Consider the following 20849-nt stretch of genomic DNA (forward strand, 5'->3'; position numbering starts at 1 on the left):
TTGGGAAACGATGAAGAAGACTCTCGCGGCGCTGTTCGGTACGGGTGCGGTGCTGCTCGCGGCGGCCTGCGGATCGTCCGGTGACTCCGGCTCCGCAGCCGAGGGGACCACCGAGTCCACCACCGCCGCGCCGAGCACGAGCCAGGTCACCGGAAGCACGGGCATCGAGCTGGGCCAGAGCTACGACGAGATCTGCGGCGCCCTCGTGCCGTACTTCGACCAGCTCGAATCCTGGGGGCAGGACCGTACCCAGGCCGCCGCCTCCGTCGCCGACGCGCAGAAGTCGCTGCCGGGGTGGGCGGAGCTGAGCGAGGAGCAGCAGGCCGACACCCTGCGCGCCATCGAGAATGCCGGCAAGGGGCAGTGCTGACCGGCGACCCCGCTGCCGGCGACGAGCTGTTCGCCCGGTTGCGGCGCCTCCCCGATGTGGAGGCGCCCAATCTGGTGGCCGTCGACGCCGCCGACAGGTTGATTCTCGACGAGGCCGGCGCCGCGCTCGCCGCGGCGCCGGCCGGGACCGTCGCGGTGATCGACGACCACTACGGAGCCCTCACCCTCGGCGTCGCCGTGCGGCACTCCGCGTCAGGGATCCGGGTTCACCAGGACTCGGTGGTGGGGGAGCGGGCCCTGGCCGCGAACGCCGCCCGCGAAGGACTGACCGATCGTTACACCACGCACGACCTCGGTAGCGATCTGCTCACCGGGGCCCGGGTGGTGCTGCTGCAGTTGCCGCGGTCGCTCGCCGCGCTCACCGAGATCGCCGAGACCGTCGCCCGGTACGCCGACCCCGGCGTCACGGTGTTCGCCGGTGGCCGCGACAAACACATCACGCCCGCGATGAACGAGGTATTGGCCCGCTGCTTCACGGAGGTACGCGCCTCCCGCGGCCGGCAGAAGTCGCGGGTGCTCACCGCCCGCGGCCCGATCGCGACCGAGCCGACCTACCCGGTGACCGGCACGGTGCCCGAGGCCGGGCTGACCGTCGTCGCGCACGGAGCGGCGTTCGCCGGCCCTCGCCTGGACATCGGCACCCGCTTCCTGCTGGACTTCGTGCCCCGGCTGCCGCGTGACGCGAGGACCGCCGTCGACCTCGGCTGCGGCACGGGCATCCTGGCCGTCGCCGCGGCCCGGCAGTTCCCCGGCCTGCGGGTGACCGCCACCGACCAGTCCGCTGCGGCGGTCGCCTCGGCCGCCGCCACCGCCGCCGCGAACGACGTCGCCGACCGGGTCGAGGTACTGCGCGACGACGTCGCCGGGACGCTGCCGGATGCCTCCGTGGACGTGGTGCTGTGCAATCCGCCGTTCCACGTCGGCGCCGCGGTGCACACCGGTGCCGCCGTGAAAATGTTCGACGCGGCGGCCCGGCTGCTGCGTCCGGGCGGTGAACTGTGGGCCGTCTACAACACCCACCTGAACTACCGTGGGATCCTGCAGCGGACGATCGGCCGCACGGAAGTTGCAGGACGCAACCGTAAGTTCACCGTGACCAGGTCCGTGCGCACCCGGTAGAGTCCGGTTTGTCCGTGCTCGGCTCGGGTCCGGGAACCCCCGGCGTCCGCGGATCGTTGAACGGACAGAACCGACCACCAGAAGGGATGTGCACGGTGCGCACCACCAGTAACCCGGTGTTCCGCAACCTGCCCAAGCAAGAGGGCGGCGGATACGCCACGTTCGGCTCTGCGACGGCGGGCGCCGCGCAGGTCACCCAGCAATTCGGCCAGCCGCAGTACGCGCCGACGGATCCGTGGGCCCGGCCCACCACCGAGCGGTCGATGACGATCGACGACGTCGTCACCAAGACCGGCATCACACTCGGTGTGCTGGCGGTCTCCGCGCTGATCTCCTACGTCCTCGTCAACGGCAACGTGAACCTCGCCGCGCCGTTCGTCATCGGCGGCGGTCTCATCGGCCTGGTCCTGGTCCTCGTGGCCACCTTCGGCCGCAAGATGGACAACCCGGCCATCGTCTTGGCCTATGCCGTGGCCGAGGGCTTCTTCCTCGGCGCGCTCTCGTTCATGTTCACCGACATCACCTTCGGTGGCGCCGGTGGCGGAACCCTGATCGTCCAGGCGGTGCTCGGCACGTTCGGCGTGTTCTTCGGCATGCTCGTCGTCTACCGCACCGGGGCGATCCGCGTGACCCCGCGCCTGACCCGCATGATCATCGGCGCCCTGATCGGCGTCCTCGTCCTGGCGCTGGGCAACCTCGTTGCGAGCTTCTTCATCGACGGCGGCCTCGGCCTGCGCGACGGCGGCACCCTGGCGATCGTCTTCAGCCTCGTCTGCATCGGCATCGCCGCGTTCAGCTTCCTGCTGGACTTCGACGCCGCCGATCAGCTCATCCGCGCCCAGGCGCCGGAGAAGGCCGCATGGGGCGTCGCCTTCGGTCTGACCGTCACCCTGGTCTGGCTGTACGTCGAGATCCTGCGCCTGCTGTCGTACTTCCAGAACGACTAGCCCAGCTCTCCGGCCACCGTGCCGACCGCGGGCCCCGGGAACACCCGTTCCCGGGGCCCGCGGCGTGTCCGGGGCAGCCACAGCCGCGCGGCCGCCGACGTCTGCGGCGGCACCGGCACCGGGCCGCCGGACCAGAGACCGAGCCCGGCGGCCAGCACCGGCAGCAGGTGACCGGCTGCAAGCTCGTATCCCGCGGCCGAGGGATGAAATCCGTCCGCGGAGAACAGGTGGTCGGGCGCGGACAGGAACTCGGGCGTCAGCAGGTCGGCCAGCGGCACCGGCTGCCCGCCGGCCGCGCGCGTCGCCGCGGCCTGCGCGCGGGCCAGTTGCCGCCCCCACGTCCGTACCACGGTTCGCAGCGGCTGGGGAATCGCACCGACCACCCCCAGATCGGGACACGTACCGACGACGACGACGGCGCCGCTCGTGCGCAGACGCCGCACCGCCGAGCCCAGTCGCTGTGCCGAGCGGTGCAGCGACAGTTTCGCGGTCACGTCGTTGGCCCCGACCAGGATCACGGCCGCGTCGGGCGGCGGACCCGCCACGTACATCGCGTCGACCTGCCCGGCCAGTCCCCGCGACGTGGCGCCGGCGATGGCCTTCGTACCGAGCCGGACGCTGCGGCCCGACTCGTCGGCCAGCGCCCTGGCCAGCAGCACTCCCGGCACCTCCGCCGCGCTCGCGCAGCCCAGGCCGGCCGCCGTCGAATCCCCGAAGATCATCAGGTGCAGGTCGAACGGCACGCCGCGGCGCCACGGCACCGGGGACTGCGCTCCGGGCAGGTACACCCCGTCCGCCTCGGGCGGCTTCGCCCAGGTACGGCCGATGACACCTCTCGCTACCGTCGCCTGGCGCATCAGGTACGTGTACGTGAGCCAGGAGGCGCCGCCGGCGCCGGAGCCGGCGGCGACGGCCGTCGCGCCGGCCAACGCCGCGGTGCGCCACGAGGTTCGGGGCACGGGAGATCACCTTTCCGAGCAGACGGCCCTGGAGTTGCAGACGGCCCTGAGGTTGCCGTGTCCAGTGTGCGTCGAATCCGCCGCTCGAGCAGCCGGAACGCCGTCGGGTACCGGCATCTGAGACCATGGAGGAATGCGCATCGCGGATTCCGTCGTCGACCTCATCGGAAACACCCCGCTGGTCAAGCTCAACTCGGTGACGACACCGGGTTCGGGCGTGGTCGCGGCAAAGATCGAGTACCTCAACCCGGGCGGCAGCTCGAAGGACCGCATCGCCGTCAAGATGGTCGATGCCGCCGAGAAGTCCGGTGCACTGAAGCCGGGCGGCACCATCGTCGAACCGACCTCCGGCAACACGGGGATCGGTCTCGCGCTCGTCGCCCAGCAGCGCGGCTACAAGTGCGTGTTCGTGTGCCCCGACAAGGTCAGCGAGGACAAGCGCAACGTGCTGCGCGCGTACGGGGCCGAGGTCGTGGTGTGCCCGACCGCGGTCCCCCCGGAGCACCCCGACAGCTACTACACCGTCTCCGATCGTCTCGCCCGTGAACTGCCGGGTGGATGGAAGCCGGACCAGTACTCCAACCCGGCCGGTCCGGAGAGCCACTACGAGACCACCGGTCCCGAGATCTGGCGCGACACCGACGGCAAGGTGACCCACTTCGTCGCCGGCGTCGGCACCGGTGGCACCATCACCGGCACCGGCCGCTACCTCAAGGAGGTCTCGGGCGGCAAGGTCAAGGTGATCGGCGCCGACCCGGAGGGCTCCGTGTACTCCGGCGGCACCGGCCGTCCGTACCTCGTCGAGGGCGTCGGCGAGGACTTCTGGCCCAGCGCCTACGACCCGTCGATCCCCGACGAGATCATCGCCGTCTCCGACGCCGACTCGTTCGACATGACCCGCCGGCTCGCCCGCGAGGAGGGCCTGCTCGTCGGCGGGTCGTGCGGCATGGCCGTCGTCGCCGCCCTGCGGGTCGCCGAGCGTGAGGGGCCGGACGCCCTCGTCGTGGTGCTGCTGCCCGACGGTGGCCGCGGCTACATGTCGAAGATCTTCAACGACAAGTGGATGGCCTCGTACGGCTTCCTGCGGGCCCCGCTCGACGGCAAGCCCGACGATTCGACCGTCGGCGACGTCCTGCGCAGCAAGTCCGGCGAGCTGCCCGCGCTGGTGCACACGCATCCGTCCGAGACGGTCCGCGACGCCATCGAGATCCTGCGCGAATACGGTGTCTCGCAGATGCCGGTCGTGGGCGCCGAGCCGCCCGTCACCGCCGGTGAGGTCGCGGGCAGCGTCAGCGAGCGGGAACTGCTCAGCGCCGTCTTCGAGGGCCGCGCGCGGCTGGCCGACCCCGTCGCGAAGCACATGAGCCCGACCCTGCCGCTGATCGGGGTCGGCGAGTCGATCGCCGCCGCCACGAAGGCGTTCGGCGATACCGACGCGCTGCTGGTCATCGACGACGGCAAGCCCGTGGGCGTGATCACCCGCCACGACCTGCTCGGGTTCATCAGCGCCGGTTCGTAACGGCTGCGGCGGCGGGCCGGGGAGCCTTCCCCGGCCCGCCGTCCTTCCGTCCCGCGGCTAGGCTGAGCCGCATGAGTGAGCAGCGCAGCCACGGATTCTCCACCCGAGCGATCCACGCCGGATACGATCCCGACCCGGCCACCGGTGCCGTCAACGTCCCCATCTATGCGAGTTCGACGTTCGCGCAGGACGGCGTCGGTGGGATGCGCGGCGGCTTCGAGTACGCCCGCACCGGCAACCCCACCCGCAAGCCGCTCGAGGCGAATCTCGCGGCCATCGAGGCGGGAACGTTCGGCCGGGCCTTCAGTTCCGGCATGGCCGCCACCGACTGCCTGCTGCGTTCGGTGCTGCGCCCCGGCGATCATCTCGTCATCCCCAACGACGCCTACGGCGGCACCTTCCGGCTGATCGACAAGGTGTTCACGCAGTGGGGCATCGAGTACACGCCGGCGCCGATCTCCGACGTCGACGCCGTGCGAGAGGCGATGCGGCCCACCACCAAACTGGTGTGGGTCGAGACCCCGACGAACCCCCTGCTCAACATCGGCGACATCGCGGCACTCGCCGACGTCGCGCACACCGGTGGGGCGAAGATCGTCGTCGACAACACGTTCGCGTCGCCGTACCTGCAGCAGCCGCTGACCCTGGGTGCCGACGTCGCGCTGCACTCGACCACCAAGTACCTCGGCGGCCACTCCGACGTCGTCGGTGGTGCGCTGGTGACGAACGACGAGGAGCTGGACGCGAAGTTCGCGTTCCTGCAGAACGGCGCGGGCGCCGTCCCGGGCCCGTTCGACGCGTACCTGACGATGCGCGGTATCAAGACGCTGGCCCTGCGCATGGAACGGCACAGCGACAACGCCGAGAAGATCGTCGAGTTGCTCGACGGGCATCCCGCCGTCACCCGGGTGATCTACCCCGGCCACGAGTCGCATCCGGATCACGCCGTCGCCTCGAAGCAGATGCGCCGGTTCGGCGGCATGATCTCGCTGCGTCTGGCCGGGGGCAAGCAGGCCGCCCTCGACTTCTGCGCACGCACCGAGATCTTCACGCTCGCGGAGTCCCTCGGGGGTGTGGAGTCGCTGATCGAGCACCCGGGCGCGATGACGCACGCCTCGACGGCCGGGTCGCTGCTCGAGGTTCCGGACGATCTGGTGCGCCTGTCGGTGGGTATCGAGGATGCCGCCGACCTCCTCGCGGACGTCGAGCAGGCGCTCACGGCCTGACGGGGCGTCGGCCGGCCGGGTGTGCGAGCGGCGACGACCATGTTGCTGTAACTTCAAGTCCCGTGTGTGTGGCGCGTCACAAGTCCGGAACTAGAACGCGTTCTCGCATATATATGATATGGATGTAACGAACCGCATCGGTGATCGAGATCACACAGTACGGTGAAGTCGTTCGTCAGAGGGATGGGGAGTTCGCGAATGTCAGTTGACCCGTCGGCGGTGATTGTGGCGGTAGCCACGGCGGCGAGCGCCCTGGTACAGGGAGTGGACATCCCGGAGCATCTGGAGGAACAGGTCACGCAGGTGATCGAGTCGTTCCAGGCGTCCGCCGAATCGTCGGCCGCGGCCACCGATCAGCAGGTCACCGACCTCGTCGCGGCGCTGCCCGAGCCGATGCGCCCGGCCGCCGAGCAGGCCGTGGCGGATGCGACGTCGGCCGCGAAGGACGCGCTGATGCCGCATCTGCCGCCGGAGGCGGTCGCGGTGCTCGAACCACCGGCCGAGAATCCGGTACAGGCCGCGCCCCCGCAGGCGCCGTCGGTGCTGGCCCCGGCCGCGCCGGCGGGGCGGCCGTCCGTGTTCGGCGCCCCCGCCCCCGGCGCTGCGACGGGCAGCGGTGCGTGGGGGTCGGCACCGGGCGGGGTGGGGACCGGCGGCGCGGCGGTGACGTTGCCGTCGATCCCGGCGATCCTGCCCGGCACGAACCTGGCGCCGATCGGGGCGATCGCGGTGTTCGCGCCGTGGCTGCGCAAGGCCGGGAAGTTGTGCGAGGGGGTCGGGGCGCCGGTGCTGGCGGCGTTGTATTCGGCGGAGAACGGTTTCCGGTACGGACCGAGCGCCCCCGTCTCGCCGGTGGGTGCGAAGGGGCCGGGGCAGTTCATGCCCGGTACGTGGGATGCCTACGGCAAGGACGCCGACGGGGACGGGCGGGCCGACGTGCTCGGCATCGCCGACCCGGTGATGGCGTCCGGGAATCTGCTGTGCGACAACTACCGGCAGATCGAGCAGTGGAAGGCACAGGGGGTGGTGCGCGGCGACACTCTCGACCTCACGCTCGCGGCGTACAACGCCGGTCTCGGGGCCGTGCGCCGATCCGGGGGCATGCCGTCCGGCCTACCGGACTACGAGAACCAGACCAAGCCGTACGTGGCGAAGATCCGGGCGACCGAGATGGTGTTCGCGCGGCTGCTCTCCCCGTTCTTCGGGCTCGGGTTGCCGGGGATGACCGAGACCGGCAACCGGGTGGTGGATCTGGCGTTCCGGTATCTGGGGCTGCCGTATGTGTGGGGCGGCGGCAACATCAACGGTCCGTCCGGCGGCGGGTTCGACTGTTCGGGCCTGACGTCGTACGCGGTGTACGCGGCGACGGGGGTGACGTTGCCGCGTACGTCGCAGACGCAGTGGCGGGTCGGCACCGAGATTCCGATCGAACTGGCCCGGCCGGGAGATCTGGTGTTCGGAAACTGGCAGTCCGACGGACCCGGGCACGTGGGCATCTACATCGGCGGCGGCCAGATGGTGCATGCCCCGACGTTCGGAGACGTGGTGCGCGTCGGCGCGGTCTTCCCCGGCATGAAGGCCCGCCGTCTGATCTGAGGTGACGTACGCGAGAAGGGTCCGACCGGAGGCGCCGGTCGGACCCTTCTCGCATGTCGGTCGAGCCGCACGACGGCTCGCCGTCGGTCAGCTGTGGTACGGCTCCGCGCTGACGAGCGTCACCTTCATGGTGCTGCCGTTGGGGAGCGTGTACTCGCGGGTCTCGCCGACCTTCGCGTCGATCAGGGCACCGCCCAGCGGGGAGCTGGGGGAGTAGATCTCGATCTCGTTGCCCCGGGCGCCCTCCTCGCGGGTGGCGATGAGGAACGTCTCCTTGTCGCTTTCGTCGCCGTCGTAGTAGACCGTGACGACCGAGCCGGGCAGCGCGACGCCGGACTGCGTGGGCGCGACACCGACCTTCGCGTTGTTCAGCAGTTCCTGCAGCTGACGAATCCGGGCCTCTTGCTGACCCTGCTCCTCGCGAGCGGCGTGGTATCCACCGTTCTCCTTGAGGTCGCCCTCCTCGCGGCGCTCGTTGATCTCGGCCGCGATGACGGGACGATTCGCGATGAGCTGGTCGAGTTCTGCCTTGAGTCGGTCGTACGACTCCTGTGTCAGCCAGGTCACCTGGGTCTCGGTCATCCTCGATCACTTCCTTCGGGTTGGAGCTCCCGGCTCCGTCGACTGGTCGCCGCAACTCGCAGCGACGACGGCAACGCGGATCCCTCGAACGTTCCCCCCAAGCCAGTGGCGAACAGGACCGCACTGCTTCCTATGCAGCAATACACGGCCCCAAAGGGTGGAACCGTGTATCAGGCAATTCTAGCACCAACGTGGTCGCGACCACGGAATCCGCAGCGTGCGGTCAGTGCGCGCGCAGGTATTCGGGCACCTCGAAGCTGCAGCCGTACATGTCCGCCATGCCCGGCCGCTGCGACGTGACCACCGGCGCGTCCATCAGCAGGGTGCCGGACTCGGACGACGGGATCAGCACCTCGCGCCGGCCCGTCTCGGATCCGTCCTTCGACCGCGAGCGGATGATGCACACCGCCTCCTGCGACGGGTCCTTCCGCGTCACGGTGAACTGCACCTGCACGGTCGAGTCGTCGACGACGGTGTAGGTGACGACCTCGCTCTCGATGTCCGGGGTGCCGAACTTCTGGTAGAGCAGGAACGCCGCGAGCACCCCGGCGACGAGCCCGACGGCGACCAGTGCCCACAGCCAGGTGCGGCGGGATCCGCCCGTCGCCGGGTAGCGGTCGGTCGGGTAGCGGTCGGTCGGGGTGGTGTCGGTCATCACACTTACTTTCGTGCACCCGCGGGCGCAGCGGGGGCGTGGCTGACGAGGGACGTGTCAGGTGGAACTATAGGGGAGGAACCCAGGACACCGGCCCGCAGTGCCGGTGGTCCGGGTAGCGACGATGCAGCCGACGGCGAGGTGGAGGAAAGACGTGAGCGGACTACGGCTCATGGCCGTGCATGCCCATCCCGATGACGAGTCGAGCAAGGGTGCCGCCACGACGGCCCGCTATGCCGCGGAAGGGCACGAGGTGCTGGTGGTCACCCTGACCGGGGGTGAACGCGGCGACATTCTCAACCCCGCGATGGACATCCCCGGGATCCGGGACCGCATGCCCGAGGTCCGGCGCGAGGAGATGGCCGCGGCCGCCCGCATCCTGGGGGTGCAGCAGCGGTGGCTCGGGTTCGTCGACTCGGGGCTGCCGGAGGGCGACCCGAAGCCGCCGCTGCCCGAGGGGTGCTTCGCGCTGGTGCCGCTCGAGGAACCGACCCGCAAGCTCGTCGAGGTGATCCGGGAGTTCCGGCCGCACGTGATGACCACGTACGACGAGAACGGCGGCTACCCGCACCCCGACCACATCCGGTGCCACGAGGTGTCCGTCGCGGCGTACGAGGCGGCCGGTGACCCGGACCGCTTCCCCGAGGCCGGACCGGCGTGGAAGGTGCAGAAGCTGTACTACTCGCACGGGTTCATCCGCAAGCGCCTGGAGCTGTTCCGCGAGGAGTACGAGCGGCGGGGCGAGCCGTTCCCGATGGAGGAATGGCTCAAGCGGTGGCGCACCGAGCAGGGCGACATCATGGCGCGGGTGACCACGCAGATCACCTGCAGCGACTACTTCCCGAAGCGGGACGACGCGCTCCGCGCCCACGCGACGCAGATCGATCCCAACGGCTCCTTCTTCGCCGTGCCGCTGGACATCCAGCAGAAGGTGTGGCCGACGGAAGAATTCGAATTGGCCAAGACCCGCGTGCACACGGCGATCCCCGAAACGGATCTGTTCGCGGGCATCGAGGACGGACAGGTGAGATGACGGTAGGCATGCTGGCGGCCGAGGTCCTGGCCCAGGACCCCACCGGCCCCGAATTCGGCAAGGCGTCGCCGCTCGGTCTCGCGCTCATCGTGATCCTGCTCGTGGCCACCGCCCTGCTGATCCGCTCGATGAACAAGCGGCTCGGCAAGCTGCCGGAGACGTTCGAGCCCGAGCACCCCGAGCCGGACCAGGCCGCGGACGAGGGGACCGATCGCGGGGCCGCGGAGAGCCGCAAACCCGACCACCCCCAGCCCCCGATGGCCACGAACTGACGGACGCGTCGTGACACCCCCGGAGGCCTCGGCGCCCGACACCCGCCACCGGAACACCCTCGGCGAGGCGACCAGCCCCTACCTGCGGCAGCACGCCGACAATCCGGTGCACTGGCACCAGTGGGGCGAGGAGGCGCTGAGCTGGGCCCGCGAGCGGGACGTGCCGGTTCTGCTCTCCGTGGGGTACGCGGCGTGCCACTGGTGCCACGTGATGGCGCACGAGTCGTTCGAGGACGAGGCCACCGCCGCGTCGATGAACGAGCACTTCGTGTGCATCAAGGTCGACCGGGAGGAACGCCCGGACATCGACGCGATCTACATGAACGCCACCGTCGCGATGACCGGGCAGGGCGGCTGGCCGATGACGTGCTTCCTCACCCCGGACGGTGCTCCGTTCTACTGCGGCACCTACTACCCGAAGATGCCGCGCGGCGGCATGCCGTCGTTCGCCCAGCTGCTCGAGGCGATCTCCGACACCTGGCGCAACCGTCGCGCAGACGTGCACCGCTCCGCCGTGGCGATCGTCTCGGAACTGCGCCGCGGCAGCGGCGGGCTCGCGCCCGGCGAGCGGCCGGTGGACGCCGCCCTGCTCGATGCCGCCGACGCCTCCGTCGCCGCCGACGAGGACGCGGTGCACGGCGGGTTCGGGGGCGCCCCGAAGTTTCCGCCGTCCGCGCTGCTCGAGGGCCTGCTGCGCGGATACGAGCGCAGCGGGAACCCGGCCGTGCTCTCCCTCGTCGAACGGACGGCCGAGGCGATGGCGCGCGGCGGCATCTACGACCAGCTGGCCGGCGGTTTCGCCCGCTACAGCGTCGACGCCGGGTGGGTGGTTCCGCACTTCGAGAAGATGCTCTACGACAACGCGCTGCTGCTGCGGATGTACGCGCACCTCGCGCGACGGACGTCGGCGCCCTGGGTGCGACGGGTCACCGAGGAGACCGTCGAGTTCCTGCTGCGGGACCTGCGCACCGCCGGACGATGCTTCGCTTCGGCGCTCGACGCCGACACCGACGGGGTCGAGGGCCTGACCTACGTGTGGACACCCGCGCAGCTGGCCGAGGTCCTCGGTGACGACGACGCGCAGTGGGCGGCCGAGCTGTTCACCGTGACCGGCGCCGGCACCTTCGAACACGGCTCGTCGGTGCTGCAGCTGCTCGCCGAGCCGGACGATGCCGAACGCTACGAGCGGGTGCGGGCCGAGCTGTTCGCCGCCCGGCTGCAGCGTCCGCAACCCGGCCGCGACGACAAGGTCGTCACGGCGTGGAACGGTTTCGCGATCACCGCGCTGGCCGAGGCCGGCGCCGCGTCCGGTCGGGCCGACTGGGTCGAGGCGGCCGTCGACTGCGCGCGGGCACTGCTCGACCTGCACGTGGTGGACGGACGGCTGCGACGGGCCTCCCTCGGCGGCACGGTCGGTGCCCCGGCGGGTGTGCTCGAGGACTACGGCGCCCTCGTCACCGCCCTGCTCGCGGTGTACCAGGCGACGGGTGACGCCGCGTGGCTGAGCCCGGCCCGGGAGCTCGCCGACGTGGCGCTGACCCATTTCCAGGATCCGGCACGGCCCGGTAGTTGGTTCGACACCGCCGACGATGCCGAAACCCTGGTGGCGCGGCCGCGGGATCCGATCGACAGCGCCACCCCGTCGGGGGCGGCGCTGATCTGCGAAGCCCTGCTCACCCTCGCCGCGGTCGTGCCCGAGGACCCGCGGTACACGGATGCGGCGGACGCGTCGCTGCGGTCCGCGGTGGTGCTTCTCGAACGGGCGCCGCGTTCGGCCGGGCACTGGCTGGCCGTCGCCGAGGCGGCGGTGCGCGGACCCGTCCAGGTGGCGGCGGTCGGCGGCGGCGAACTGCTCGCCGTCGCGCGGCAGGCAGCTCCCGGCGGCGCCGTCGTGGTCGGCGGGGATCCGGACTCGTCACCGTTGCTGGCCGACCGACCGCTGGTCGACGGACGTCCGGCGGCGTACGTGTGCCGCGGATACGTGTGCGACCGGCCCGTCACGACGGCGGCCGAACTGCGCGCGGCGCTCTCGGCCTGAGCGATCCGGGTCTCAGCCGGCGCGGGACGAGGTCAGCAGTGCCGGCAGCGGGGCATCGATGCTGTTGTCGTCGAACGCCTCGAGCACGGCGCGGGCGATCGCGCGCTGCACGGCCCACTGCTTGCCGGCACGGGTGCGCACGGTGATCCGCAGCGTCACCGATTCGGGGGTGACGGAGTTGACGCCGAGCATCTCGGGCGGCTCGAGGATGTCGCGGGCCAGGTCGTCGCGTTCGACGGTCTCGAGCGCGGCGCGCAGCGCCACCTCGCACGCCCGGTGCACGTTGGCGGCGTGCGCGATGGGGGCGTCGACGACGGCGACGGCGTAACCCTGGCTCATGTTCCCCACGCGCAGGATCTCGCCGTTGCGGCAGTACCAGAGGGTGCCGCTGATGTCGCGGACGGTGGTGACCCGCAGGCCGACCGATTCCACGGTGCCGACCGCGTCGCCCAGGTCGACGACGTCGCCGACGCCGTACTGGTCCTCGAGCAGCATGAACATCCCGGAGATGAAGTCACGCACCAGGTTCTGCGCACCGAAACCGAGCGCGACGCCGACGATGCCGGCGGAGGCGATGAACGGTGCGACGTTGAGTCCGAGGGTGCCGAGTATCTGCAGGACGCACCAGACGAGCAGCACGACGGAGACGCCGGACTCGAGCACCGAGCCGATCGTCTCGGCGCGCTGCGTGCGCCGCTCGTTGACCAGCACACCCGGCAGGCCCTTCGGGGCGCGTTCCTGGAAGGGGCGGAGCAGGCCGGGCTTGCTGCTCTGGTGCCGCGGCTTCGTCATCCGGTCGATGAACCGGTGCAGCACGAACCTCAGGATGAGCGCCACCAGGACGTATCCCGCGATCGCCAGCGGCCGCTCGACGAGCCACTCACGGTTGGTGTCGGTCAATTCGAATGCCAGTCGCTGAACAATCATCCCGGCCGAGTCTACGGATCCGTGACGTGGCTGCCACCGATGTGATCTTCGTCCGATCGGGTTTACCCGAACACCACCAGCCACACGGCGACGGCATGGCAGAGGGCGGCGAGCACCGTCGCCGCATGGAAGAACTCGTGGTAGCCGAAGACGTGCGGCCACGGGTCGGGCCACTTCGTGGCGTAGAGGATCGCGCCGATGCTGTAGAGGATTCCCCCGACCAGCAGCAGCACCATGGGGACGATGCCCGCCTCGTCGGTCAGCTGGCCGGCGACGGGGACGATCGCCCAGCCGAGCAGCAGGTACAGCGGGACGCCCACCCAGCGTGGCGCGGTGGGCCAGAGCATCTTCAGGGCCACGCCGGCGAGGGCCCCGGTCCACACCACCGTCAGCAGCATGCGACCGGTTTCCGGGGGCAGTGCCAGCGTGGCGAACGGGGTGTAGCTACCGGCGATGAACAGGAAGATCATCGAATGGTCCGCGCGTTTCATCCACGTGCGCGCTCGCGGGTCGTGCCAGTGGACCCGGTGGTAGAGGGCGCTCACGCCGAACACGCCGCAGACGGTGAGGCTGTAGATCACCGTCGACCAGCCCGCGGGTGGATCGGCCACGGTCTGCGACAGGACCACCAGCACGGCGCCGGCCACCACGGCCACGCCGAACGCCCACAGATGGATCCAGCCGCGCATCCGCGGCTTCACGGGCAGTTCGTCGATCCCGAATACCGTCATGGCCGGGCCTCCCTTCGGTACCGAAGAGTAACCTACGCTTCCGTAACTTTCTCGGCGTGTCGGGGCGGGGGCGGGGAGCCGCGTTCGAGGGACGCACCCGACCGCCGTCGCGCCCGGAGGACATCGTGAGCGTAATGTGACCCGCGTGGTGATCTCGGGGTGAACGCGCGCGGCCTGCTGTACCAGCTCTACGAACGACGGCTGCTGAGCAAGCTGGACGGCGCCCAGCACCCCCGGCACGTCGCCGTGATGTGCGACGGCAACCGTCGCTGGGCCCGCGAGAACGGGTTCACCGACGTCAGTCACGGGCACCGCATGGGCGCACTCAAGATCGCCGAACTGCTGAGCTGGTGCGATGCCGCCGGCATCGAGCGGGCCACCATCTACCTGCTCTCCACGGAGAATCTGCAGCGTGAACCCGAGGAGCTCGAGGCGCTGCTCGAGATCATCACCGACGTCGTCGAGGAGATCTCGGGCCCGGAACAGAACTGGAGCGTGAAGATCGTCGGCACGCTCGACCTGCTGCCGGACGAACTGAGCCGGCGCCTGAGCGAGGCCGCCGAGCGGACACAGGGCCGGACCGGCACCCACGTCAACGTCGCGGTCGGCTACGGCGGCCGGCAGGAGATCGCCGACGCCGTGCAGGCTCTGCTGCGGGCCAAGCAGCGCGAGGGGCTCGACGGCGAGGGCCTGGTCGAGGCCGTCACGGTCGAGGCCATCAGCGATCATCTCTACACCTCGGGGCAGCCCGACCCCGACCTGGTCATCCGGACCTCCGGCGAGCAACGGCTCTCGGGCTTCCTGCTGTGGCAGAGCGCGTACTCCGAGATCTGGTTCACCGAGGCCTACTGGCCGGAGTTCCGGCGCGTCGACTTCCTGCGCGCGCTGCGCGACTTCGCGGCGCGGCACCGCCGCTTCGGCGCCTAACCGCCGGTGCGTCCTTTGGGCTGTCCCCGCAGCCCAAAGGACGCACCGGCGGCGAAGCCGCCTACAGCTTGCGCAGGCGCAGACGGTTGATCGAATGGTCGGAGTCCTTGCGCAGGACCAGCGTTGCGCGCGGCCGCGTCGGCAGGATGTTCTCCACCAGGTTCGGCCGGTTGATCGAGTGCCAGATCTCCTTCGCGGCGCCCACGGCGTCGCGGTCCGACAGGTTCGCGTAGTGGTGGAAATGCGCCTCGGGATCGGAGAACGCCGTCTTGCGGAGCGCGAGAAACCGCTCCACATACCATTTCTCGATGTCCTCGAGGCGGGCGTCGACGTAGATCGAGAAGTCGAACAGGTCCGACACCATCAGCCGCGGACCGGTCTGCAGGACGTTCAGGCCCTCGATGATGAGGATGTCCGGTTGCCGCACCACGTGATACTGGCCCGGGATGATGTCGTAGGAGATGTGCGAGTACACCGGGGCCGCCACCTCCGCGGCGCCGGACTTGACCTCGGTGACGAACCGGAGCAGTTTGCGCCGATCGTAACTCTCCGGAAACCCCTTGCGATGCATGATGTTCCGTCGCATCAGCTCCCGGGACGAGTACAGGAAGCCGTCGGTGGTCACCAGGTCCACCCGAGGGTGGTGTTCCCAGCGCGCCAGCAGTGCCTGCAGCACGCGCGCCGTGGTCGACTTGCCGACCGCGACCGAGCCGGCCACTCCGATCACGAACGGCACCTGCTGGTCCGGATGCTTCTCGCCGAGGAACGTGGCGGTCGCGGCGAACAGTCGCTGTCGTGCGGCGACCTGCAGATGGATCAGACGGGCCAGCGGGAGGTACACCTCCGCCACCTCCGCCAGATCGATCTGCTCGCCGAGGCCCCGCAGGCCGCGCAGCTCCTCCTCGGTCAGCACCAGCGGCGTCGACTTGCGCAGCGTCCGCCACTGCTTGCGGTCGAACTCGACGTACGGACTCGGCTCGCTCAAACGCGCCACCGGCACACTCCCGACTCGACGGGCCCGGCGGCACACCCCGGGTATGGCTCGCAGCGAAGGATGTCCATATCGGCCGATTGTGCTCGCTGACACATCCGCTCGCTGCGCGGGGTCCGGTTTCCGGGGTCGCCGACGGGCCGGGGGCCGGTTCGGGGGACTAGGGTGCGAGGGCATGGACCCGGACTCGCTGGTGCGTGAATACCTCCTGCTCGGCTTGGCGTTCGACCGGCTCGAGGAGGGTTTCGTCGACGCCTTCACCGGCGACCCGGAGCTGCGTCGCCGGGTGGAGAACGCGCCGGCCCCGGACCCTCGTGACTTGTCCCACACCGCACGGCGGCTGCGTGCCGAGCTGCCCGCGACGGGGCTCTCCGGTGAGCGCACCCGCTTCCTCGACGTGCACCTGCGCGCCCTCGACTGCTCGGCCCGCAAGTTCGCCGGCGAGGACATCGCCTTCGTCGAGGAGGTCGAGGCCTACTTCGACGTGCGTATCGGCCTGGGCGACGAGGACGCGTACCGCGACGCCCACCGGCGGATCGACGCGCTGCTGCCCGGCACTGGCCCGCTGGCCGAGCGGCTGCAGGCCCACCGCAAGTCCGAGGTCGTCCCTGCCGACCGCCTCGCCGAGTGCGTGGACGCATTCTCGAGCGCCCTGCGCGACAAGGTCCGCGCGGTGTTCCCGCTACCCGAGACCGAAACCGTCGAGTACGAGGTGGTCGGCGACAAGCCGTGGTCCGGGTTCAACTACTACCTGGGCCGCTACCGCTCCCGCGTCGCGATCAACTCCGATCTCGACCAGCACATGTCGCACCTGCCGCGGCTGATCGCGCACGAGTCCTATCCCGGCCACCACACCGAACATTGCCGCAAGGAGGCCGGACTGGTCGCCGGGGGGCACGACGAGCAGACCCTCTTCGTCGTGAACACCCCGCAGTGCCTCATGGCCGAGGGACTGGCAGACCTCGCGCTGGAGACGATCGTCGGACCGGGCTGGGGGCGGTGGGCGCAGGACATCTACGCCGACCTGGGCCTGCGGTTCGACGGTGAGCTCGCCGAGAAGCTGCACGAGGCGTCGGCCGGGTTGCTGAGCGTCCGCCAGGACGCCGCTCTGCTCCTGCACGACCGGGGACGCACCGGCGACGAGGTCGTCGCCTTCCTGCAGCGGTGGTCGTTGTCGAGTCCGGAACGGGCCCGGCAGTCGCTCCGCTTCCTGTCGTCGCCGTTGTGGCGCGCCTACATCAGCACCTACGTCGAGGGGTACCGCCTGCTCGGCGGCTGGCTGGCGCAGGCCCCGGCGGGCCCGGAACGCGTCGAACGGTTCCGTCGCCTGCTCGACGAACCCCTGGTGCCCGGCGTCCTGCGGTGCGAGCAGTCGTGACCTGCGCCGTCGCCCGAGGGGACCGGGTTCCTGGACCGGGGGTCGGGTTCGTAGACTGGTAGGTGAATTCCCGCCGTCCCCAGCTTGGAGAAACCTCGATGACCGTTGTGCCCGGCACCGACGTCAACACCGCCTCGCTCGCAGATCTCGACCCCGAGCTGGCGCAGGCCATGGCCGGCGAGCTGTCGCGCCAGCGTGACACGCTCGAGATGATCGCGTCGGAGAACTTCGTGCCGCGCGCGGTGCTCCAGGCGCAGGGCAGCGTGCTCACCAACAAGTACGCCGAGGGATACCCGGGACGCCGCTACTACGGCGGCTGCGAGAACGTCGACATCGTCGAGGACCTCGCCCGCACCCGCGCCAAGGAACTGTTCGGCGCCGAGTTCGCGAACGTCCAGCCCCACTCGGGGGCGCAGGCCAATGCGGCCGTGCTGATGGCGCTGATGAACCCGGGCGAGAAGCTGCTGGGGCTCGACCTCGCCCACGGCGGGCACCTGACCCACGGCATGAAGCTGAACTTCTCCGGCAAGCTGTACGACGTCGCGTCCTACGGGGTCAGCAAGGAGGACCACCGCGTCGACATGGACGAGGTCCGCTCGATCGCGCTGGCCGAGAAGCCGAAGGTCATCGTCGCCGGATGGTCCGCGTACCCGCGGCACGAGGACTTCGCGGCGTTCCGCTCCATCGCCGACGAGGTCGGTGCCTACCTGTGGGTCGACATGGCGCACTTCGCCGGTCTCGTCGCCGCCGGGCTGCACCCGTCGCCGGTGCCGTACGCGGACGTCGTGTCCACCACCGTCCACAAGACCCTCGGCGGTCCGCGCTCGGGTCTGATCCTCGCAAAGCAGGAGTGGGCCAAGAAGATCAACTCCGCGGTGTTCCCGGGCCAGCAGGGCGGCCCGCTCATGCACGTCATCGCCGCGAAGGCCGCCGCGCTGAAGATCGCCGCGAGCGAGGAGTTCAAGGACCGGCAGCGCCGGACCGTCTCCGGCGCGCAGATCCTCGCCGAGCGGCTGATGCAGTCCGACGTCACCGACAAGGGCATCACCGTGCTGACCGGCGGCACCGATGTGCACCTCGTCCTCGTCGACCTGCGTAATTCGCAGCTCGACGGCCAGCAGGGCGAGGACCTGCTGCACGAGATCGGCATCACGGTCAACCGCAACGCGGTGCCGTTCGACCCGCGTCCCCCGATGGTCACCTCCGGCCTGCGCATCGGCACCCCGGCGCTGGCCACCCGCGGCTTCGGGGACGAGCAGTTCACCGAGGTCGCCGACATCATCGCGGCCGCACTGACGGGTGCATCCGACGCCGCGGCGCTGCGCGGCCGGGTGAGCGCGCTCGCCGCCGCCGCGCCGCTGTACCAGGGTCTCGAGGACTGGAAACTGATCTAGGCGCGGCTCCCGGCACGTGCCGGGATTGCCACGTTTACCCAATCTTCACCGACACGCCTCTTCGCTCGTCGAGCGAACGGGGCGTGTCGGCGTTAGCGTCGGGGGTGTAGACGGCGCAGTTGCCGGCTACGCGGGAGGTCCTGATCGTGACTGTGACAGACAGAGCGAGGGGCCGGCACCCGGCCCTCGTGTCCCTCGTGGACACCAGGTTCGACCGGCCCATCGAACGAAGTCTGTGTGGTGCTACACAGGCCTAGGAGCCTCACGTGACTGCAACACGCTCCGTCCCCGCCCGCCGCTCCGGCCGGACCCCGGCGAAGAAACCCGATGTGCGCACCTACGTGCTGGACACCTCCGTGTTGCTCTCCGATCCGTGGGCGGTGACCCGCTTCGCCGAGCACGAAGTGGTGCTACCCCTCGTCGTGATCGGCGAACTCGAAGGCAAGCGGCACCATCACGAACTGGGTTGGTTCGCGAGGGAATCGTTGCGGCTGCTCGACGACCTGCGCCTGCAGCACGGGCGGCTCGATCAGCCCATTCCCATCGGGGACGCGGGAGGCACCCTGCACGTCGAGCTCAACCACACCGACCCGCAGGTGCTGCCGGCCGGATTCCGCACCGAGACCAACGATTCCCGGATCCTGGCGTGCGCGCTGAACCTCGCCGGCGACGGGCACGACGTGGTGCTGGTCAGCAAGGACATCCCGCTCCGGGTCAAGGCCGGCGCCGTCGGGCTCAGCGCCGACGAGTACCACGCCCAGGACGTGGTGACGTCGGGCTGGACCGGCATGACCGAACTCGAGGTGGACCGGACGCTGATCGACGACCTGTTCGCCGAGGGCATCGTCGACCTCGACACCGCGAGGGATCTGCCGTGCCACACCGGGATCCGTCTGCTGGGCGGCTCGTCCAGCGCGCTGGGCCGGGTCACGCCGGACAAGCGGGTGCAGCTGGTGCGCGGAGACCGGGAGGCGTTCGGGTTGCACGGGCGTTCCGCGGAGCAACGGGTGGCGCTGGACCTGCTGCTCGACGAGTCCGTCGGCATCGTCTCGCTCGGCGGTAAGGCGGGCACGGGTAAGTCGGCACTGGCCCTGACCGCGGGTCTCGAGGCCGTGCTGGAGCGGCGCACCCAGCGCAAGGTCGTGGTGTTCCGGCCGCTGTACGCCGTCGGAGGACAGGAACTCGGCTATCTCCCCGGCAGCGAGAGCGAGAAGATGGGGCCGTGGGCGCAGGCCGTGTTCGACACCCTCGACGGCCTTGCGAGCCCGGAGGTGATGGACGAGGTCATCAGCCGGGGCATGCTCGAAGTGCTTCCGCTGACCCATATCCGGGGCCGGTCGCTGCACGACTCGTTCGTGATCGTCGACGAGGCGCAGTCCCTCGAGCGCAACGTGCTGCTCACCGTGCTCTCCCGCCTCGGCGCCGGGTCACGGGTGGTGCTCACCCACGACGTCGCCCAGCGCGACAACCTCAGGGTGGGCCGCTACGACGGCGTCGCTGCGGTGATCGAGAAGCTCAAGGGGCACCCGCTTTTCGCGCATGTCACCTTGACCCGCAGTGAGCGTTCGCCGATCGCGGCGCTCGTGACGGAGATGCTCGAGGAGTTCGCACCCGGCGCCTGAGGCCGGCTGCCCGGTGGTGACCGAATGTCACATTGCGTCGATGTCATCGACGCAATGTGACATTCGGCCCACCACCAACGCCGTTCACACCGCGGCGGCGGGTCAGTCCTGCTCGGGGCGCGGACCGAGTTCGGCCTCGAGGACTTCCTGGACGACGCGCATCGCGGCCAGGCCGGCCGGGGCGCCGCAGTAGGCGCCCGCGTGGATGACCGCCTCGACGATCTCGGTGCGGGTCAATCCGTTCCGCAGGGCGCCGCGCACGTGCCCGCGCAGCTCGTTCTCCGCGCGCAGCGCGATCAGCATGCCGAGGTTGAGCAGGCTGCGGCTGCGACGGTCGAGTCCCGGCCGGGTCCACACCGAGCCCCATACGTGCTCGGTGACGAACTCCTGCATCTCCTCGGCGTCGGTGCCGCGGGCGCGGTCGAAGGCTCGCTCGACGAAGTCGGCGCCCATCACCTCGCTGCGGACCCGGACTCCGGCCTCGAACGCGGGCGTCCGGTCGGCGTCGGTCATCGTCGTGCTCCCTGCGTCGTCGCCGTCGAA

The 20849-nt window shown here is 70.3% G+C and carries 20 protein-coding genes; 13 read left to right on the forward strand and 7 right to left on the reverse strand.

The features are described 5' to 3' along the window. Nucleotides 1-10 precede the first annotated feature (10 nt). From QNA09_RS05290 to QNA09_RS05300, 3 genes are all read left to right on the forward strand, one after another. The gene (locus QNA09_RS05290; protein ID WP_119699534.1) at nt 11-370 is read left to right on the forward strand and encodes a hypothetical protein; all 360 of its coding nucleotides are present in this window, start codon (nt 11-13) and stop codon (nt 368-370) included. Next, complete coding sequence (locus QNA09_RS05295; protein ID WP_059174839.1) at nt 364-1509, forward strand: class I SAM-dependent methyltransferase; 1146 nt, start codon at nt 364-366, stop codon at nt 1507-1509. The genes QNA09_RS05290 and QNA09_RS05295 overlap by 7 nt, the downstream gene beginning before the upstream one ends. Nucleotides 1510-1604: 95 nt before the next feature. Further along, nucleotides 1605-2456 (forward strand): Bax inhibitor-1/YccA family protein, encoded by an 852-nt coding sequence (locus tag QNA09_RS05300; protein WP_202637511.1) that lies wholly within the window; start codon nt 1605-1607, stop codon nt 2454-2456. Here the strand turns inward: QNA09_RS05300 and QNA09_RS05305 are convergent. Further along, on the reverse strand, nt 2453-3415 hold the full coding sequence (locus QNA09_RS05305) for an SGNH/GDSL hydrolase family protein (protein WP_040274553.1): 963 nt from the start codon (nt 3413-3415) through the stop codon (nt 2453-2455). The genes QNA09_RS05300 and QNA09_RS05305 overlap by 4 nt on opposite strands. Before the next feature lie 133 nt (nt 3416-3548). Here QNA09_RS05305 and QNA09_RS05310 point away from each other — a divergent pair, with 133 nt between their 5' ends. The 3 genes from QNA09_RS05310 (at nt 3549) to QNA09_RS05320 (ending at nt 7756) form a co-directional block, all read left to right on the forward strand. After that, nucleotides 3549-4934, forward strand: coding sequence for a cystathionine beta-synthase (locus QNA09_RS05310; protein ID WP_040274555.1), 1386 nt, complete (start codon nt 3549-3551; stop codon nt 4932-4934). Nucleotides 4935-5005: 71 nt separating this feature from the next. Further along, a complete protein-coding gene (locus tag QNA09_RS05315) occupies nt 5006-6160 on the forward strand; it encodes a cystathionine gamma-synthase (protein ID WP_040274557.1) in 1155 nt (384 codons plus the stop codon). Nucleotides 6161-6358: 198 nt separating this feature from the next. Next, the gene (locus tag QNA09_RS05320) at nt 6359-7756 is read left to right on the forward strand and encodes a bifunctional lytic transglycosylase/C40 family peptidase (RefSeq protein WP_026137643.1); all 1398 of its coding nucleotides are present in this window, start codon (nt 6359-6361) and stop codon (nt 7754-7756) included. A gap of 87 nt (nt 7757-7843) precedes the next feature. On the opposite strand, the gene greA is transcribed toward QNA09_RS05320, so the two are convergent. Further along, on the reverse strand, nt 7844-8338 hold the full coding sequence (gene greA / locus QNA09_RS05325; RefSeq protein WP_003935085.1) for a transcription elongation factor GreA: 495 nt from the start codon (nt 8336-8338) through the stop codon (nt 7844-7846). 223 nt (nt 8339-8561) lie between these two features. Continuing rightward, nucleotides 8562-8993 carry a DUF4307 domain-containing protein gene (locus tag QNA09_RS05330; protein ID WP_017680284.1) on the reverse strand — a complete coding sequence of 144 codons (432 nt, stop codon included), beginning with the start codon at nt 8991-8993 and terminating at the stop codon, nt 8562-8564. A gap of 154 nt (nt 8994-9147) precedes the next feature. Between QNA09_RS05330 and mca the strand changes: the two genes are divergently transcribed. Genes mca through QNA09_RS05345 form a run of 3 tightly spaced genes read left to right on the forward strand, consistent with a single transcriptional unit; the run spans nt 9148 to nt 12336 of the window. Beyond that, nucleotides 9148-10026: a mycothiol conjugate amidase Mca gene (gene mca, locus QNA09_RS05335; protein ID WP_026137642.1), complete on the forward strand. Its 879-nt coding sequence runs from the start codon at nt 9148-9150 to the stop codon at nt 10024-10026. Next, nucleotides 10023-10298 carry a hypothetical protein gene (locus QNA09_RS05340; protein ID WP_006940388.1) on the forward strand — a complete coding sequence of 92 codons (276 nt, stop codon included), beginning with the start codon at nt 10023-10025 and terminating at the stop codon, nt 10296-10298. Before mca ends, QNA09_RS05340 begins: the two co-directional genes overlap by 4 nt. Nucleotides 10299-10308: 10 nt before the next feature. Further along, complete coding sequence (locus QNA09_RS05345) at nt 10309-12336, forward strand: thioredoxin domain-containing protein (RefSeq protein ID WP_048771873.1); 2028 nt, start codon at nt 10309-10311, stop codon at nt 12334-12336. 12 nt (nt 12337-12348) lie between these two features. On the opposite strand, the gene QNA09_RS05350 is transcribed toward QNA09_RS05345, so the two are convergent. After that, nucleotides 12349-13263 carry a mechanosensitive ion channel family protein gene (locus QNA09_RS05350; RefSeq protein ID WP_119699536.1) on the reverse strand — a complete coding sequence of 305 codons (915 nt, stop codon included), beginning with the start codon at nt 13261-13263 and terminating at the stop codon, nt 12349-12351. Between the two features lie 62 nt (nt 13264-13325). Further along, the gene (locus tag QNA09_RS05355) at nt 13326-13994 is read right to left on the reverse strand and encodes a hemolysin III family protein (RefSeq protein WP_119699537.1); all 669 of its coding nucleotides are present in this window, start codon (nt 13992-13994) and stop codon (nt 13326-13328) included. 159 nt (nt 13995-14153) lie between these two features. Between QNA09_RS05355 and QNA09_RS05360 the strand changes: the two genes are divergently transcribed. Further along, nucleotides 14154-14921, forward strand: coding sequence for an isoprenyl transferase (locus tag QNA09_RS05360; RefSeq protein ID WP_010592881.1), 768 nt, complete (start codon nt 14154-14156; stop codon nt 14919-14921). A 61-nt stretch (nt 14922-14982) separates the two neighbouring features. Here the strand turns inward: QNA09_RS05360 and coaA are convergent, their stop codons facing one another. After that, nucleotides 14983-15915, reverse strand: coding sequence for a type I pantothenate kinase (gene coaA / locus QNA09_RS05365; protein ID WP_003935077.1), 933 nt, complete (start codon nt 15913-15915; stop codon nt 14983-14985). Nucleotides 15916-16087: 172 nt separating this feature from the next. Between coaA and QNA09_RS05370 the strand changes: the two genes are divergently transcribed. The 3 genes from QNA09_RS05370 to QNA09_RS05380 all read left to right on the forward strand — a co-directional run bounded on the left by QNA09_RS05370 (nt 16088) and on the right by QNA09_RS05380 (nt 20306). Beyond that, nucleotides 16088-17290 (forward strand): hypothetical protein, encoded by a 1203-nt coding sequence (locus QNA09_RS05370; RefSeq protein ID WP_010592880.1) that lies wholly within the window; start codon nt 16088-16090, stop codon nt 17288-17290. Between the two features lie 98 nt (nt 17291-17388). Further along, nucleotides 17389-18684: a serine hydroxymethyltransferase gene (gene glyA, locus QNA09_RS05375; protein ID WP_010592879.1), complete on the forward strand. Its 1296-nt coding sequence runs from the start codon at nt 17389-17391 to the stop codon at nt 18682-18684. A gap of 266 nt (nt 18685-18950) precedes the next feature. After that, nucleotides 18951-20306 carry a PhoH family protein gene (locus QNA09_RS05380; protein WP_172603586.1) on the forward strand — a complete coding sequence of 452 codons (1356 nt, stop codon included), beginning with the start codon at nt 18951-18953 and terminating at the stop codon, nt 20304-20306. Between the two features lie 102 nt (nt 20307-20408). Here the strand turns inward: QNA09_RS05380 and QNA09_RS05385 are convergent, their stop codons facing one another. Then, the gene (locus QNA09_RS05385; protein ID WP_010592877.1) at nt 20409-20819 is read right to left on the reverse strand and encodes a carboxymuconolactone decarboxylase family protein; all 411 of its coding nucleotides are present in this window, start codon (nt 20817-20819) and stop codon (nt 20409-20411) included. Between the last annotated feature and the right edge of the window lie 30 nt (nt 20820-20849).

This window comes from Rhodococcus sp. AH-ZY2, from assembly GCF_030916465.1.
Taxonomy (GTDB): Bacteria; Actinomycetota; Actinomycetes; order Mycobacteriales; family Mycobacteriaceae; genus Rhodococcus; species Rhodococcus ruber.

Coding starts and splice junctions, on each gene's coding strand:
- QNA09_RS05290 (WP_119699534.1), top strand. CDS start 11: ATGAAGAAGACTCTCGCGGCGCTGTTCGGTACGGGTGCGGTGCTGCTC.
- QNA09_RS05310 (WP_040274555.1), top strand. CDS start 3,549: ATGCGCATCGCGGATTCCGTCGTCGACCTCATCGGAAACACCCCGCTG.
- QNA09_RS05315 (WP_040274557.1), top strand. CDS start 5,006: ATGAGTGAGCAGCGCAGCCACGGATTCTCCACCCGAGCGATCCACGCC.
- QNA09_RS05320 (WP_026137643.1), top strand. CDS start 6,359: ATGTCAGTTGACCCGTCGGCGGTGATTGTGGCGGTAGCCACGGCGGCG.
- greA (WP_003935085.1), bottom strand. CDS start 8,338: ATGACCGAGACCCAGGTGACCTGGCTGACACAGGAGTCGTACGACCGA.
- QNA09_RS05330 (WP_017680284.1), bottom strand. CDS start 8,993: ATGACCGACACCACCCCGACCGACCGCTACCCGACCGACCGCTACCCG.
- QNA09_RS05340 (WP_006940388.1), top strand. CDS start 10,023: ATGACGGTAGGCATGCTGGCGGCCGAGGTCCTGGCCCAGGACCCCACC.
- QNA09_RS05350 (WP_119699536.1), bottom strand. CDS start 13,263: ATGATTGTTCAGCGACTGGCATTCGAATTGACCGACACCAACCGTGAG.
- QNA09_RS05355 (WP_119699537.1), bottom strand. CDS start 13,994: ATGACGGTATTCGGGATCGACGAACTGCCCGTGAAGCCGCGGATGCGC.
- QNA09_RS05370 (WP_010592880.1), top strand. CDS start 16,088: ATGGACCCGGACTCGCTGGTGCGTGAATACCTCCTGCTCGGCTTGGCG.
- glyA (WP_010592879.1), top strand. CDS start 17,389: ATGACCGTTGTGCCCGGCACCGACGTCAACACCGCCTCGCTCGCAGAT.
- QNA09_RS05385 (WP_010592877.1), bottom strand. CDS start 20,819: ATGACCGACGCCGACCGGACGCCCGCGTTCGAGGCCGGAGTCCGGGTC.